Source organism: Saccharobesus litoralis (assembly GCF_003063625.1).
In the GTDB taxonomy this organism is placed as follows: domain Bacteria; phylum Pseudomonadota; class Gammaproteobacteria; order Enterobacterales; family Alteromonadaceae; genus Saccharobesus; species Saccharobesus litoralis.
The window spans coordinates 132,988-149,420 of sequence record NZ_CP026604.1 but is presented as its reverse complement, the minus strand read 5'-3'; the positions used below and the strand labels follow the sequence as shown (position 1 = coordinate 149,420).

10 protein-coding genes are annotated in these 16,433 nt (G+C 39.2%); 3 read left to right on the top strand and 7 right to left on the bottom strand.

Translation table 11 applies throughout. The features are described from left to right. Positions 1-87 precede the first annotated feature (87 nt). Together C2869_RS00555 and C2869_RS00550 are read left to right on the top strand one after the other, a co-directional pair. The gene (locus C2869_RS00555) at positions 88-636 is read left to right on the top strand and encodes a YaeQ family protein (RefSeq protein ID WP_108601101.1); all 549 of its coding nucleotides are present in this window, start codon (positions 88-90) and stop codon (positions 634-636) included. Between the two features lie 319 nt (positions 637-955). Continuing rightward, positions 956-1,516: a YfaZ family outer membrane protein gene (locus tag C2869_RS00550; protein ID WP_108601100.1), complete on the top strand. Its 561-nt coding sequence runs from the start codon at positions 956-958 to the stop codon at positions 1,514-1,516. A gap of 38 nt (positions 1,517-1,554) precedes the next feature. Here the strand turns inward: C2869_RS00550 and C2869_RS00545 are convergent, their stop codons facing one another. The 3 genes from C2869_RS00545 to C2869_RS00535 all read right to left on the bottom strand — a co-directional run bounded on the left by C2869_RS00545 (position 1,555) and on the right by C2869_RS00535 (position 8,189). Continuing rightward, positions 1,555-3,318, bottom strand: coding sequence for a PAS domain-containing sensor histidine kinase (locus C2869_RS00545; protein ID WP_108601099.1), 1,764 nt, complete (start codon positions 3,316-3,318; stop codon positions 1,555-1,557). A 191-nt stretch (positions 3,319-3,509) separates the two neighbouring features. After that, complete coding sequence (locus C2869_RS00540; RefSeq protein ID WP_108601098.1) at positions 3,510-4,439, bottom strand: hypothetical protein; 930 nt, start codon at positions 4,437-4,439, stop codon at positions 3,510-3,512. A 9-nt stretch (positions 4,440-4,448) separates the two neighbouring features. Continuing rightward, positions 4,449-8,189, bottom strand: a complete 3,741-nt coding sequence (locus C2869_RS00535) for a S8 family serine peptidase (RefSeq protein WP_108601097.1) — start codon at positions 8,187-8,189, stop codon at positions 4,449-4,451. A 228-nt stretch (positions 8,190-8,417) separates the two neighbouring features. Between C2869_RS00535 and C2869_RS00530 the strand changes: the two genes are divergently transcribed. After that, on the top strand, positions 8,418-9,173 hold the full coding sequence (locus C2869_RS00530) for a hydratase (RefSeq protein WP_108601096.1): 756 nt from the start codon (positions 8,418-8,420) through the stop codon (positions 9,171-9,173). Positions 9,174-9,606: 433 nt separating this feature from the next. Here C2869_RS00530 and C2869_RS00520 read toward each other — a convergent pair whose 3' ends face one another. The 4 genes from C2869_RS00520 to C2869_RS00505 all read right to left on the bottom strand — a co-directional run bounded on the left by C2869_RS00520 (position 9,607) and on the right by C2869_RS00505 (position 16,209). Then, entirely contained in the window at positions 9,607-11,142 is a 1,536-nt protein-coding gene (locus C2869_RS00520) for a methyl-accepting chemotaxis protein (protein WP_228710727.1), read from the bottom strand. A gap of 171 nt (positions 11,143-11,313) precedes the next feature. Further along, positions 11,314-12,153 carry an aspartyl protease family protein gene (locus tag C2869_RS00515; RefSeq protein ID WP_159083958.1) on the bottom strand — a complete coding sequence of 280 codons (840 nt, stop codon included), beginning with the start codon at positions 12,151-12,153 and terminating at the stop codon, positions 11,314-11,316. Between the two features lie 155 nt (positions 12,154-12,308). Next, the gene (locus C2869_RS00510; protein WP_108601092.1) at positions 12,309-14,903 is read right to left on the bottom strand and encodes a glycoside hydrolase family 2 protein; all 2,595 of its coding nucleotides are present in this window, start codon (positions 14,901-14,903) and stop codon (positions 12,309-12,311) included. 649 nt (positions 14,904-15,552) lie between these two features. Beyond that, positions 15,553-16,209 (bottom strand): putative glycoside hydrolase, encoded by a 657-nt coding sequence (locus C2869_RS00505; protein WP_108601091.1) that lies wholly within the window; start codon positions 16,207-16,209, stop codon positions 15,553-15,555. Positions 16,210-16,433: the final 224 nt, after the last annotated feature.

The window sequence follows — 16,433 nt, the reverse complement described above, 5'->3', positions numbered from 1 at the left end:
CTTGATTTTATTTACCATTAAAAACAATAAAATGGCAATTAAATACTGATAAACTCACTAGCAATAGTAACTAGATGAAAAATTTTAATGGCCTTAAAATCAACCATTTTCAAAGTACAATTAGATATTGCTGATACAGATCGGCATTATTATCAATCTCATAAACTGACCGTCGCACAACACCCTTCTGAAACCGATCAGCGCTTAATGGTTAGGCTTTTAGCTTTTGCTATTAATGCCAATGACCAACTTAATTTCAACCAAGAACTGTGCAGTAATGACGATGAGGCGGAATTATGGCAAGTTGAATTAAATGGCCAAATAAAACATTGGATTGCTTTTGGCCAACCCGAAGAGAAACAACTCAAAAAAGCCTGCCGAATGGCGGAACGAGTCACCTTATATTGCTATGGCGGTAATGCCGTTACACCTTGGTGGCAGCAAATAGCCAATAAATTAAATTCTTATACAAACTTAGCTGTTTTTGAATTTGCTGAACAACAAATGATTGAATTAAGCCAACTTGTTAATAAAAACATGCAGCTACAAATCACTATCGACAGTGGAGAAATTTGGATTTCGAGCGATATAGGTTCAGTCCATATCACGCCTAATACGTTACAAGAGAATGGTTGAACTTTAATCACCCCAATATTACAGCAAACATTTATAAACAATTTTCGAGAAGTGAACCCTGTTTTAAGATAAATGACACAAAATATCGTTTAAATATCAAGGTTTAACGGGCATACTTACGCCAAACAGATCTTGATATTAATTAAGACAGTTCCTAACTGTAGTCAAAGCGATCAGGTTTTAGGGGAAGCCGTCAAGCTTCGAGACCCCATGAGCATATGCTCTATTATGTGATTGGGGCGAGTAAGTGCTGACAATGAACCATAAGACCTGAGCGAAAAGACTATAACTGATATCGGAAATACTGAGAAGAAATACCATGGACTTATTGAAAAAAACATTTATCACAGCCCTTACACTTGCGGCCTCAATCACTGGTGTTGCCCAAGCTCAAAACAAAGCGCTAGATTTAGCACTTAGCAATAAAACCGCGAAGATCAGTTACGGCCATAGTGGCATTGGTAGCGAAAATAGCTATGTTCAAGCAAGTTATTTTCACCATGACGAAGACGCAGACTTAGCTGATATTGCGTTCTTAGTGGGTAAAGCGCAAAACATGAACAACTTGCTCGTTGGCGGTAAAGTTTTTTACGGTTCTGTTGGCGATGCCGATGGTGGCGGTTTAGCAATTGGTGCACAAGGCCAATACAAACTGGCGGCTGAATTATATTTACGTGGCCAAGCCTATTATGCACCGCAAGTAGTTTCATTTGGCGACGCTGAAAATTATGTTGAAGTAGAAGCTCGTTTGTCTTATCAGTTAATGCCAGAAGCCGAAGTATCTCTAGGCTACCGCGACATTTCGGTAGATATCAAAGACTCTCCAGTCGACGCTGAACTTCATTCAGGTGGGTTTTTAGCCTTAACTTTAAAATTTTAAAGAGATGGCTAATTAAGCTTCTAATACTAAAATGGAAGCTAGATAGGGAACTGCATTTTAAACTCAGTTCCCTTGCCTTTATAACTTTCACATTCTATTTTTCCACCTAAACGTTGCGTTACTAAATTATAAACAATATTTAGACCTAGCCCCGAACCACCTGAACTACGCTTAGTGGTAAAAAAGGGATCAAATATTTGTTTCAACGCACTATCGTCAATTCCCGTTCCCGTGTCACTAAATATAAACTGCATTTGCTGGTCTGCTGATTCTATTTGAATATTAATCTGACCATCTTGATTTTCAAATGCATGCAGTAATGCGTTTTCAGTTAAATTGGTAATAATTTGTGCAAAAGCACCTGGGTATATTTCAGCCGATAAGCTAGTGTCTATATTTATTGATATGGTTATGTCTCGCGCCCGCAATTTAGGTTGTAAAGTCGATAAAATTTGCTCTACATATTCACGCACCAACAAGCTACGTTTTTCGTCATGTGACTGATCGACCGCAATCATTTTGAAGTTAGCGATTAACTGTGATGCTCGATTCAAGTTTTGCAAAATAATATCGCAACCTTCGTTTAGCTCACTACATAAGTTTTCAAATTTAGCCCGGGTTAACTTACCAGACTGTTGTTCTGTTTGTAATTGATTCACCACATGATTTAAATGGCTTGATCCAGTTACAGCAATGCCTACGGGGGTATTAATTTCATGAGAAATACCCGCAACAAGACCACCTAAGGCCGCCATTTTTTCTTTATCTACCAAATGAGCTTGCGCTTGGCTTAAATCAACCAAGACTTTTTCTAAGCGTTCATTGCTGTCGGACAGTTCTTGAGTTCGCTCTTTTACTCTTAATTCTAAGTTGTCTTTTGCTTCTTGTAATTCCTGTTGGACAACTTTCAGCTCGGTAATGTCATCGTAAGTGCCTACAACACCGATAACTTGCTCATCCTGATTAATAATCGGCCGTTTACTGGTTCGTAACCAAATTGTTTTGCCATTTGCATGAGTTTGCGGTTCATCCGAATTGATCATGTGGATCCGAGTTTGCATCGTTCTGGCATCATCAGAACGATACAACTCAGCTTCCGACGGAAAGATATCGTGATCCGTGACGCCAATCAGGTGCTCAGGATCACTCATACTTGCATCTCGGGCAAATGCCATGTTCGCACCTTGGTAAACGGATTTTTTGTTTTTCCAAAATACACGCTGTGGCATCAAGTTCATGACTTGTTTGTATGTCTGCAGTTTATTTTCAACTAGGTTTTTTTGCTGCTTGTTAAAAAACAATAAGCGTAATGTGTTAAATAGCGCATCATAGTATTGAATATGCAACTCATCTTCTGGAACAGACTGATAAACCAACAGCCCTACACATTGCTCTTGGCATTCTAATGCTTGAACGGTGAATTCACCTTCAGGCAAATGCAAACGAAAACGTTGATTTAACGATTGGGCACTGTTGCGCGAATAATGCAAATGACAGCTAAGTAAATCTAAAACCCATTCATCATCAGCATAATCTTCAAGATTAAAAATTGCACTGTGATCGCCAACACAGGTACTCTCACCATACCATTGTATATGCAATTCTTCGTTAGCCGGCTCAATATACAAGCTTGCCATTAACAAAGGCTTGGTTTTAAACAGTTGCTCTAGTAACTGAATTGCTTCTATATACTGACTTTGCTTGTCTTCTTGCTCGGCCATTGCGTCTACATGTAATGCATTTATGCAAATCATTTGCATAGAATGACGAGCTTCATCAAAGGTGAACGTTGTTTTAGTCATGACTTATTATTTTGCTGGAGTATCCATTACAGGATAGTCCAGCATAGTCATATTTAAAACGTCTTTATATAGTCTTCTCGCTCAGGTCTTATGGTTCATTGTCTGCGCTTACTCGCCCCAATCACATAATAGAGCATATGCTCATGGGGTCTCGAAGCTTGACGGCTTCCCCTAAAACCTGATCGCTTTGACTATAAATTGGGAGGGGAAATAGGTAAATCAGCCATTGGTAAGCGATTTTCTTTTTTAGCTGCAACTATGTTAGCGGATTGCAATTCACGTTCTAAGCTAGCCATGTCGACGCCTTCTGATACGCCAATATTAGTTGATGTAATAAGAGGCTCTGCAAGCGATACGGCAGTGGCTGTAATTTCTGACAGAGAGGTATGTTCAGTGACTACAGACTCGTTTTGTTGAAAATGCTCAACAAAATTAGCCACTTTATTGGTTATGTTATCGGCCTGCTCAATGGTTTGTAATGCGGCTAACACAAGTAAATTATCTTGAATATTAGCGTCGTCAACAACATTGTCTTCAGTTGGACTTAACGGCTCAATTTCATTTGGCAACCTGTTTAGGTTTAACTCTTGTTTCAGTTGCAAATATTCATTTTCCAGCTGGGCTTTATCCGGTGCTTGTTCTTGATATTTTTGCGCGACAGAGTGAGTCAGAATATTTATATTAACCGATTCCCCTACTTTAACCTCACTAACAAATGCACTTAAGATAAAAGTATCTGGCAACGGTAACCATTGCCCCATTATAACCGAATGTCTAATTATGTTGCCTTGAGCGTCAGTACTTGATCCCGAACAAGTTGGCAGATCACAAAGCATTTTGCTAGTACCTTGCGGATTAGCCGTCAATTTAACATAAAGGCGCACACCTTCTGGCAATGGCACATCCATAATAAATCGACCCATTTCATCTGTGCTGCCGGTTGCTTTTATTTCGCTACCAATGACTCCGTCAACAGCAACTTCATATACATCGACTTGGCCATTAACCACTATACCTTTATTAACACTACCAATAACCTGGGTCGATGGCCCAGGTTCATCACAAGCACTTAATAATGATGTTGCGATAATCAAGCAAAGTATTTTTAAACTATTCAACATCACTTTGCCCTATTTCTTAACCCAAAAACCAACACCGGCTGGAATTTCAGTTAATAATTGATAACCGGATGCGACTATTTTATCCCTGTTAGCTTGATCAGGTGCCCAACCACTGAAACCAAGTTCATCTGTGTATAACCAAATAAATTTAACCGAGGCAAACAAAGTCTCAAATTCAGACAAAGGTTGAGGGCTACCCAATAAATGGGTACCGGTTGCTAGCGCTTCAATAACGGTCTGATCAATTAACGACAATGTATTGAGTTTTATTAAACCAAATTGAGCTGGGTTTTGATCAATTTCAGCTTCTTTATTGTCTTTAGCTAACTGGATCGCATCGGCAATGGCTGCTTCATGAACCGCTTTAGCCACGAGATCATAGTTTGTTGGATTTGCAATCACCAAAGCTTGTCGAGCATTTTCAGCCGCTAAAATATCAGCCGTATATTGGGCTTGTGAAACCAAGTTGTAATTGAGTGGATTAGCTATGACTAAATTTTGCCGCGCTTGTTCAGCTGTTGCAATGTCAGCCAGATATTGAGCATTTGATACTAGATTGTAATTAAGTGGATTGGCGATCACTAAGTTTTGCCGCGCTAACTCAGCATCGGCAATATCGGTTTCATATTTCGACTGTGATACTAAATTATAATCTTGTGGCTTAGCAATAATAAGCTCTTGCCGTGCTTGCTCTGCTGCCGCAATATCAGCAACGTATTTAACTTGTGAAACCAATTGATAATTTTCAGGATTAGCCACAATTAAATCTTGCCTTGCTTGCTCTGCAGTCGCAATATCAGCAACATATTTAGCTTGCGATACCAATTGATAATTTTCAGGATTGGCGACAATTAAATCTTGCCTTGCTCGCTCTGCAGTCGCAATATCAGCAAGGTATTTAGCTTGTGATACCAATTGATAATTTTCAGGATTGGCGATAATTAAATCTTGCCGTGCTTGCTCGGCAGTCGCAATATCAGCAAGGTATTTAGCTTGCGATACCAATTGATAATTTTCAGGATTAGCCACAATTAAATCTTGCCGTGCTTGCTCTGCAGTCGAAATATCAGCAACGTATTTAGCTTGTGACACCAATTGATAATTTTCAGGGTTAGCGACAATTAAATCTTGGCGCGCCTGTTCTGCAGTCGCAATATCTATTTCATGCTGACTTTGTGAAACTAAACCATAATCGGCCGGAGTCGACTGAACGAGAGAAATTGTTGATTGAGTCACCAAGTCGATTATTTGTTGTTCATCTTCGGTTAAATCTTCGACTAAGATATTAATAGACCGGTAAACACTTTTACCATTTTCGGAAATACGCGCGGTGATTTTATAAACGCCCGCTTGTGAATACACATGATTGATCTCACCCAAATCAGGGTTTGATAAAACGGTGCCATCACCCAAATCTAAACTGACAAGGCTTACTGTATTGTCAGCAGTCGAAGCCTGTGCATTAACGGTAAATGTCATTTCAAAACCAGGGCGTGCTACACCTCCGGTTAATTCAAATTGATTAAACGTCGGATAACCCGCCACCGTAACGGCTTTAACAATATAACTGGTTTCATTGTCTAATATGGGCTCGTTATATAATAATTGCACAGCTTGACCATTATATTCATAGCCAACTGTGGCTGAGCCTCCATTACTGCGATAAGAACCTGGATCCAGTAAATCTTTATAATTGACATGAATTTCATTTTTACTTTCAAACATGACGACTTGAAAGCTAATTGTCGACTCATCATCCCAATCAGGATAAAAATACTCAACATTTTTATAGTCAAAAATAACTTGGCGATTAGGCGCTTCACCACTAACTTGATAACTTATCTGGCCATTAGCTGGATGTAAGTCATCATGATACGGTAAAAATACATGAGCAGAAGAGCCGCCTGGTAGCGGGAAATTCCAACCGTAACCAAAAGCAAAATCGGCACTAAATAAGCCATTTGCACTGATATACAAATTATCAACCGTTCCAAGAGGCCAAGCCACTGAAAAACCAAGATCAATAAGCTTAGATTCTTCTTCATATATGGAAATAGGCGTGCCAACCACTTCTTGATACTGGTAGTCGGTTTTCTCAAATTTAGCAGGTTCTACCGAGCTATTAATATAAAAAACATTACTCACCACACCGCTAATAGTTGCTGGTGCTTGGCCAATAAAGTCAACTGTGAACGCTATTGAATAAATACCATCATTCGCGGTTAAGTCTGCGTCTAATCCGGCATCATTTAAGTCACCCACCTTTTCACCGCCAACAAACAGCTCGTAGCTTTGACCAATAACAGGAACGCCACAATCAAGAACAGATAAGTTAACCACTAGCTCTTCATCTGGCGCAGTTTTTACACCACCGTTTAATAACACAGGAGAAACAATCGTAGTCGATAAGCTATCTTGGCAATTTAATGAACCCGAATTATCATCTGTCCAAAGTGCCAAGCTTTTGCCACTTCCCACTCGCCCCTGTAAAGCGGGTTGAGTTTTACCGACTTTTGAAATCAAGTTTATTTTTTGACTTAACGTATAGTCGGGATACAAACTATCCACTAATGCATAGGCGCCAGCTACATGAGGGGCGGCCATTGATGTGCCGCTAAAATACTCATAACTATTGCCCGGTATTGTGCTGTATATTCCAACGCCGGGTGCCGCTATATCTACATTTTGTGTACCATAGTTAGAGAAGTACGCGAGGTTTTCTTCTATATTAACAGCCGCGACAGAAACGATATTTTCATTGTCGTATGCGGCAGGATACTGAGGAAAGCTATCTAGGTTTATACTGCTATTGCCAGCCGCAGCAATAAAAGCAATATTAGCTTGATTATGCTTTTCAATTGCGTCCTTTAACAACTGACTTTCAAGTCCGCCACCCCACGAGTTATTTGTCGCAATGATATTGATATTATGATTCATTTTTAAATCATAAAAATAATCCAAACATTCAATTGCCCCTGCACTAGTACCCCAACCCCAAGAGCTAATGAACTTACAAGAAATTATTTTCACATTGGGAGCTACCCCAGCAATACCAATAGAATTATTAGCTTTAGCTGCGATAGTTCCAGCGACATGAGTACCATGTGCATTATCATCATAGGGATCAGTGTCATTGTTATAGGTATCTATTCCATATATATCATCAATATAGCCATTACCATCATCATCAATGCCATTGCTGGGAATTTCATTTGGGTTTTGCCATACATTAGGCGCCAAATCTTCGTGTTGATAATCGATACCAGAATCGATAACTCCGATTACAATTTGTTCATTACCTTGGGTAATATCCCAAGCTTCTGGTGCATTGATATCCGTGTCGTACTGGTTATCCAGTCCCCACAATTGATCAAAATGCTCATCATTGGGGATCGCTAAAACTTCAAATATGACTTCCGGCTCTGCGCTTTCAACCCCTGGCTGTCTCGCCATTAATACCGCAGCTTCTTTAGCCGATAAATGCGCCGGTACGTTATAAATTTCCATACCGGTTAAATGTTTAAATGATTTCCGCTTAACTAGCCCCATTGGGTTGACTGAGCTGGCTGAAACAGACTGACTTTGCTTATTTTGCCATTTTACAATGATAGCGCTGGGCTGGGGCTTAGTACTATATGCACCCTTACCTGATTGACTTGCTGCTTTGACTTTGTCGCTTATAACCGCATTGACTGTAAAACTAAGTAATGAGAGGGCGCAGCATAACACCGCAATAGAGGTAGATTTCATTTTACCTTCCCTAGTAATATTGAATTGCTGCGAATTATAGGCCTTGCGTTGCAACTAAACCACTCATTTCTCATTTAATTTAGATGAAATTAATTCATGGCTTAGGTTTGTCAAAATCCAGTGAATATTGGTATTTACAAAAAGTGAAATAAGGTAAAACAAAATTGTAAATTCACTTCCTGTAAAAAACGAATACAATAATTGCAAAAATGACTAAACAGGAATCTCATGAGTAATCCTCTTCAAGCAGCAAACGAATTATTAAGTCGCCGCGTTGCCGGAACAAAAGCGCCTAGGCTAGATGAATCAATTCGCCCTACATCTTTGGATGATGTTTTTGCTATCCACGCCGAAATGAGTCAACAGCTTAAAGTGGGTGGTTGGAAATGCTTACTCCCTCCTGCAGAAGGGAAAGTCATTGCAGCGCCAATATTTGAAAACAGCAAACAAAGCGGCGCTTCTTGTGAATTATTTGCTGACAATGATTGTGCGCGCTTAGAGCCTGAAATCACCTTTATTCTCGGTAAAGACTTACCGGCAAAAGAAGGTGGGTATAGCGAAAGCGAAATCAAAGAAGCGATCAGTTCAACCCATATGGCACTAGAGCTTATGCAAGCCAGATATGCCACAGATAGCCAAGCAGACTATTTTGAAAAACTTGCCGATTGCATGGTCAATCAAGGCCTATTTATTGGTCCTGAGCTAGACAAACAAGCCGCATTTAACGCTAACGAAATGACTATAAAAGTGAATCAACCAGGTGATGACCGAGCATTTTCAGGCGTGCATCCAAACGGTCAAGCAGATAAACCTTTGTATTGGTTTGTCAATTATATGAGTGAACGCGGTATTGATTTGCTGGCTGGTCAAGCCATTATTACCGGTTCTTTCTGTGGGATCGTCGAAGTCGCATTTGATCAGCCAACCACAATTAGTTACGAAGGTTTAGGCGAATACCAAGTGCAATTTACAGCCAAAGCTTAAATTTAATATTTATTTAAGCCTCAGCAAGTTAAAGCTAGTCTGTTAATACTCGCTGAGGTTTAAGATAAATTGGCAATTCATTTTTCACAGCCACTTCATATTGATAAACACGTATAAAAATAGATTAAACCCACATTATTCTTATGACCAATGCTCAGCTTTTTCAATTGGCTTTAAATAACAACGGCCACTTCCAGTCAACTTACAACCCACTCACGGCAAAGGCACTTAAAAATTTAATAGCGACGCGAATCCAGACTGAAAATGGAGAGTTTTCATTGGTTTTTCTACATAAAATAGATAAAAAATCCGCCAAAATAGAATTTATGCTCTCTAAAGCCGCAATCGATAATCATACTTGGCTAATTGAAAAGCTTTAAGTACTATCCAAAAAAGTAAGAAACCTCCCTCTCTTTTATTGGGTTTCTACAATCTATGAGATTTTTTCCGGTACAAACGTCTTTACCACCCCAGTGATATTATCCACGGCTAACGCTAACGTTTGCATTTGTTCACTAACACTATCCATATTTTGCCATGTTTGTGAAACCGCACTGTCGACTTGAATTATTCGAGTGTTAATCTCGCCGCTAACAACGCTCTGCTCTTCTGCCGCTGTTGCAATTTGATTGGCGCTATCTGTTACACTTTGAATTTTATTAACCACACTGGCTATTTCATTATTGGATGTTTCAGCGCTTTCTACACAATGATTGGCTTGTTGTTTATTTTGTGCCATTAACTCAACCCACTGAGCAATTGTCGTTAACATAGTCGATAGTCGCTGATGGATATCCTTTGCCGACTCTTGAGTTCGAGACGATAAATTACGCACTTCGTCTGCGACTACGGCAAAACCACGGCCATGCTCACCGGCTCGTGCGGCTTCAATTGCAGCATTAAGCGCCAATAAATTAGTTTGATCGGCAATCGACTGAATGTCCTCCATTAACTCCCCTACGCTATTTGCAGAAGCTGTCAAACTATCTGCAGCGTTTGACGCTGCATCAACCTCTTTGGCTAACGCTTGAATTTTGGTCGTTGTATGAAAGATCTCTTGTTGAGCACGCTGACATTGACTCAACGTTTGGTTTAAGTTTTGGGCTGCGTTGACGGTATTAATGGCTATTTCATTCGTAGATGCTTGCATCTGCCCCATGGCTACCCCAAGCTGTTGAATATCATTACGTTGCAAGTCAAGATTTTCTCGAGTTTGATGGATGCCTGATTTGACACTTAACAACACTTTTTCGATTGGTTGGGCGGCTTCTAGTGTTCGCTCAAGAATGGCTCGTATTTTAGTTTTAATTAAACAAAAATTAAAATCGAATACACTTGCTGTTCCCTTACCAAAAGCAATTTTTCGCGATACTGAATCAAACACGGTTTGTAATTGCTGTGCACGTTTAGCGGTTGGCACTATATCTTGCCAAAATATTACGATAGGTGTAACCGAGCTAATCGCAACAATAAAGGAAACAATCCACCCCATTTGCCAAAAGATAAAGCCTTGGGCAATTAAGGTGATCGTTATCAACAAAAAGAGTTTACTAAAAGTGGATAGTTCAAACGTTGCCCAATACTCTCTTTTGTTTAATGCCCTATAAGTTTTTTCTGCACGAGAAGTAATATTATCTTTAGCCAAGGTACAAATAAATTGAAAACCAACTCTTTGCCCTTGTTTATATTCTGGCGTAATAAAAACATTTAGCCATATACGACTAGATTGAGCAGATTTAAACGCAATAACACCTTGCCAAGATAAGCCGGCCTCTAACGTTTGTTTAATTTCTTGCTTTACTAGTTCAGGCACATCTGCCACCAGTAAATTTTGCCAACTTTCACCAATTAAGCTTTGTTGGGCTTTCCCAGTTAGCGATACAAAATTTTGCGAAACATAACGCAATTGGCCTTGTGTATCACTAACAAAAATAATGTGGCTAGCAGCCATTCCTTCCGATTTTGACATAGCGCGTTCAAACAACTCATATTGAAACTCACGACAAAATAATAATTGAAAAGGTGGTTTTTATTATTGATCTACACCATTGTTTATTAACGTTGCAACTTTACTTTTGAATTTATCTCCTTTCTTAAGACTAAGGAGAATTAAGGCCACAGCTAATTAAATCTACATCCCCTAAGGGACAAACACATGACCAATCGCATTGTCATAATCAATAGTTAAAATAAAATTATTGAGCATGGTATTGCCAATCAAACCATCACCATGATAGCCACGATTTAAGTTTGACAAGGTATGTGATTGTTCTGGCACTTCAACTATGGCATTAGTTAGTTTAATTGGGCCAATACGTGCTCTTGGCACGGTTAACACACTAGTCGACACAGCTTGCATAAAAACACCTCGAATACTGCCCGCTTTTTGCCGATATTGCTGTACCCAATTATGTTGAACGGCTATATCTCGATTAAGTAATACTCCTGCGCTATTACCTGTATCCAAGACTAAATTTAACTCTACGTCTTTAATTTGGGTATTAATCAACAAAAGATTATTTTTTCGCTTAAATCGTAAATTAGCAACTTGCAGCAAAATACCTGAATGTGGATTAAGCAAACTAATACTTTGCTTAGGGTAATTAATTTGTACACGCTTATTGACCAGAAAAGGCAGGCCAATAATTAAGTCAAAAGGTAAATTGGGCGCGACAATGACCTGATTGTACTGAGCACTTTGCCCTAATAATTCAATGCTAACGCCATTAACAAAAGGCAGGGATGCAGTGTGTACAACACCTTTCACTTTAGCCTTAGTGGATTGACTAACCTGAATATTGAGTTTATCGACTAAACCTTGACTCATCACATGCGCAGCTGCTCCTGTATCAAGAATAGCGTTAACCGCAACATCGTTGACTTTGGCCCTGACTTCGATAAACCCTTGCTCGCCATTAAAAGATTGCTCAGCCAATTTATAGTGACTTGGTTCTACGTTAGCAAATACGCTAAAGCTCATTGTAAAAAACAAACAAGCAAAACGCATAAAGTGATAGAAAGTTAGCTGTCGGTTCGGCAAAAGTAAAAAATCAGATTTTGTCGGTAAAGACGTAATTATGGTGTGCATATGATGGCAAAAGCAAGGCTCTTACGCACCTTGCTTAATGTTTATGTTTACTCGTCTTTAAGCTCGAATGATATTTTGTCGGCTAATAAACCTTCAGCTTGTGCTTTAATTATCCCTACCCCAGTCTGCTGTTTACTTTGCACTATCAACAACGCCTTACCCTTGTGCGTTGTGATCTGGGTATTTAAGTGCTTCTGAATATTGTCACTGGCGCCATTATCAACACCTAACAAACGAAGCTGTTCACTTAAACTAAATTGTAATTGCGTTTCTTGGTGTTGAACTGGAATACCATTTTCATCAACAACTTGAGCGGTGATATGGGCAACATCGTATCGATCCGCGACTATCTCAGACTTATCTACAGATAACTTAATAGCGGCAGGTTTAGCCGCAGTACGAACGAGATATTCAATCGGTTTGCCGTCAACCTTTCCACGTGCAACTAGCTCGCCTTTTTGGTAAGGAACAGCCCACTTTAAAATACGGTCAGCGTTATCTGCTAAATGGCGTACACCTAAGCTTTTACCATTTAAAAACAACTCAATTTGCTCGACATTGGTATAGACCTCGACCGATATGAGTTCTGGTTCAGCATAATTCCAATGTTGGTTTACCTCGCGCCAACCCCATTTTTCTCGCTTCCAACTGTCTTTGACTTTTTCAACTATTTTGTCATTCTCGACTTTATACTCAGAGTCTGCCATGGGGATAGTCGTCACATAAATGTGCGGTTCATCACTCCAAACCGTTTTCATCATGTGATAACTCGGTTTAGTAAACCCAGCAAAATCTAACATGCCTGAGCCCGAACCTTTTTTAGGCCAACGACCATTAGATTCACCCAAATAATTGATCCCAGTCCAAACAAAAATACCCGCAATATAGTTTTTATTGAGAACTTGCAGCCATTCGTGCCATTGCACCCAGTTTTCCGTGCCTAAAATCATTTTATCTGGAAAGTGTTTGCGGCCATATTCATAAACTGCTTGTCGATAACTATAACCAATGACATCTAAGGCTTGTCCATACCCCGTCAATTGACTAACAGACGGCACAACAAGATTAGCGGTAACCACTCTAGTCTCATCCATTTCTCGCACCCATTTAGCCAAGTTTTGTGCCGTTTTAGCCAATTCAGCACCTTTTATCGGTTTGCTTTGTAAAATGGTTTTAATTTGTTCTGGTGTACGATAAGGAGCTGTCCAATAATAATTAACCCCATGCGGCTTATCTTTATCCCAATACCCCGTTGAACTGGTATAACGAGGATAAGTCCATTCGATCTCATTACCAATACTCCATTGAAAAATTGACGTATGATTACGATCACGTTTAAGTGTATTTTTTAAATCTTGCTCAGCCCATTCAGCAAAATAGTCGCTATAGCTTTGTGATACATAATCGCTAGCGCCTGACAAATTGAAATTTTTACGTTTATCTTTGGGGTTGTCCCATTCATCAAATATTTCATTTTGAACTAAAAAACCCATTTCATCACAAAGTTCAAGAAACGCTTGCGACGGAGCGTTGTGTGCGGTACGAATGGCATTAACACCAGCTTGCTTCAGAGTGGTTAATCGTCGTTGCCATACGCCTTTAGGTACAGCAGCGCCAACTAATCCGCCATCATGATGTAAATTAACCCCTTTAATTTTTAATGGCTGTCCATTTAAGAAAAAGCCTTGTGCCGGATCATTTCGAAAACTGCGAATGCCGAAGCGCGTTGTGATTTGGTCAACTAGTTTACCTTTGTGTAAAAAACGAGTAGTAGCCAAATACAAGTTAGGATTATTAACGTCCCACAGTTTAGGATGATTAATATTCAAATGATGCTTTACAACTGTCATTTGATTCGCGTCTAGCGTCGCTGTAGTTTTACGGCTTGTAATAACTTGCCCAGATAATTCCTGAATATCAGTAATCGCGTCTATTTCGACTGACTTATTTAATGAATTTTTGAGTTCAGTTTGTACCTGCACTTGAGCATCCGTGTTATCGATGTGCGGTGTCGTCACATATTGCCCCCAAATCGGAACATGAATTTTATCGGTATTAATTAGTTTCACATTGCGGTATATACCCGAGCCTGTATACCAACGTGAATCGACGTAACGACTACGATCAACCCGCACAGCTAGCGTATTAATGCGCCCATCTCGATATAAATAAGGAGTCAAATCATAGTGAAACGGCACATAACCATAAGGGCGATATCCGAGTAAATGACCATTAATCCAAACCTTGGAGTGGTTATAAATGCCATCAAACAGGATTTGACTCATGTCACTTTTAGGTGTTTTAAACTGTTTACGATACCAACCTATACCACCTGGCAAATACCCTGTTGCACCTGCGGTTTGTTGTTGGGTATACGCTAGTTCAATACTCCAGTCATGTGGCAATCTAATAGCTTGCCAATGATCATCCTTATAGGTAACAGATTGGGCGTTCTCTTCATCTGCTAAAATAAATTTCCAACCAAAATTAAAATCGACTTCTCGTTGCTTAGTCTTACCTGCAGCGACGGCGGGTTGGTTAATATCAGGTTCTGGCTTTGGGTTTTCACCACAAGAAGTGATTAAAAAAGCAAAAATCAAAACGAATTGGACAATTTTATAACCAGCGCAATAAATATTCATATACAGAAAGAAAAAATCAAATACACATTAACAATATCAAACAAAAATGAACATGTCAGTTTTCAAATTGAATTTTTGTTTTGTGTATTCTTTAAACACAGTCCTTTTTCAATAAAGAAATGATCAGTTGGATGCTTAGCATGAGTAGAAAAATCAAACCAGTGTAGGTCGAAATTTATTTCGACAATAGCAGCAATGCTGCTACAAGCGTGGTTTCCAGCTGCCACATCGCCTAATATCTGCAACCTTTGTCGAGGCACCGAAAGTAAGCGCTTTGAGCGAGCCTCGATCTGCAGAGTAATGTCAATTAATCAAAACTAAATTGGAATAGTACTAATTAGAATGCGTAAGATTGAATCAAGAAGATAATTGAAAAAAGAAAAAGGATTAAAAAATATAAATAACAATAGAAAAAATGGTTCGTGATTGTCCACGAACCGTAAAGATTAAGGTTTTACCCTCGACGTAAAACCCTAATAAGTTGAGTCAAATAAAAATTATTTAACTCATAAACAGGCTATCTGTTGCATTCGATACGACAGCAAATAATTGCAAGCATTATATTTAAACTAGACACTCGCAATTAGCGCATTTTCCGCTTTATATGCAACAAATTCGGCGAAGTAATAAACCTAATTATCAACCTAAGTTAACATTTTACTTTATCAGCAGGAAACGCGGTTAAACGAATATCACCGATTTCGATATCCATTTTACCTTGTGAATAAAGCATAAAACTCGTGGTTATTTTTGAAAAGTCGAGCTTACCGTTGTCAAAACATTTAAGAGGGATAGGTACCGTTGTCCATTTTTTCTTAGGTAAACGACGCAATACATTTTTCAATGGTATTGTGCTGCGCTGCTGCCAGTTCCATGCACTTTCCATTGTTAACTCCACCACTTTTTTAGGTGGTTTAATTACACGAATATCAAAAGACAAGGCAGCACCATTAACCACACTGCTCAAGTCAGTGTGCCACTGCGAATTGGTTAACGTTGCAGTTAATACGTTTTTGTTTTCTGATCCCCACTCATTTTTAATGCCTTTGGGGTTCCAGGTTAAACGCAAAGCATCGCCAATACTGTTTTTTTTAGCCGGTTTAGCTATCAAACTACCTTTAGCCGTTTTGGCATTTTTGTCTTGCAACTCGACTTGACCAAACTGCAAAGCAAATTGCCATGGGCCTACATTATTGCCTCGAATATAGTAATTAGCATTTGCATCAAGGTTTTGCGCGCTAGCAAAAACGCTAACAAACAGGCTCAAAGCAACAAAAAGAAAGGATAAAAGTGAGATTTTTTTCATGGAAGCTTGCCTCATAATCTATTTAACCTCAACTCTGGTTAAGAATTGCGACGATAAAAATTATTACCATCAATTTAAGTCCGTTAACAACTCCCGATAACCATACAATAGTTATTTTCTATTTCTGGAGAGAAATTTGAGCCAAGAACAAGGCAAGTTTACGCGTCAATAGCTAGCCTATTGCAAGTAAACTTAACGCAGTTATTGGTTCAAATAGCCTCCAG

What these genes read in the sequence shown, in the direction of transcription:
- C2869_RS00555 (WP_108601101.1), top strand. Translation starts at nt 88, where the DNA reads ATGGCCTTAAAATCAACCATTTTCAAAGTACAATTAGATATTGCTGAT.
- C2869_RS00550 (WP_108601100.1), top strand. Translation starts at nt 956, where the DNA reads ATGGACTTATTGAAAAAAACATTTATCACAGCCCTTACACTTGCGGCC.
- C2869_RS00545 (WP_108601099.1), bottom strand. Translation starts at nt 3,318, where the DNA reads ATGACTAAAACAACGTTCACCTTTGATGAAGCTCGTCATTCTATGCAA.
- C2869_RS00540 (WP_108601098.1), bottom strand. Translation starts at nt 4,439, where the DNA reads ATGTTGAATAGTTTAAAAATACTTTGCTTGATTATCGCAACATCATTA.
- C2869_RS00535 (WP_108601097.1), bottom strand. Translation starts at nt 8,189, where the DNA reads ATGAAATCTACCTCTATTGCGGTGTTATGCTGCGCCCTCTCATTACTT.
- C2869_RS00530 (WP_108601096.1), top strand. Translation starts at nt 8,418, where the DNA reads ATGAGTAATCCTCTTCAAGCAGCAAACGAATTATTAAGTCGCCGCGTT.
- C2869_RS00520 (WP_228710727.1), bottom strand. Translation starts at nt 11,142, where the DNA reads ATGTCAAAATCGGAAGGAATGGCTGCTAGCCACATTATTTTTGTTAGT.
- C2869_RS00515 (WP_159083958.1), bottom strand. Translation starts at nt 12,153, where the DNA reads ATGAGCTTTAGCGTATTTGCTAACGTAGAACCAAGTCACTATAAATTG.
- C2869_RS00510 (WP_108601092.1), bottom strand. Translation starts at nt 14,903, where the DNA reads ATGAATATTTATTGCGCTGGTTATAAAATTGTCCAATTCGTTTTGATT.
- C2869_RS00505 (WP_108601091.1), bottom strand. Translation starts at nt 16,209, where the DNA reads ATGAAAAAAATCTCACTTTTATCCTTTCTTTTTGTTGCTTTGAGCCTG.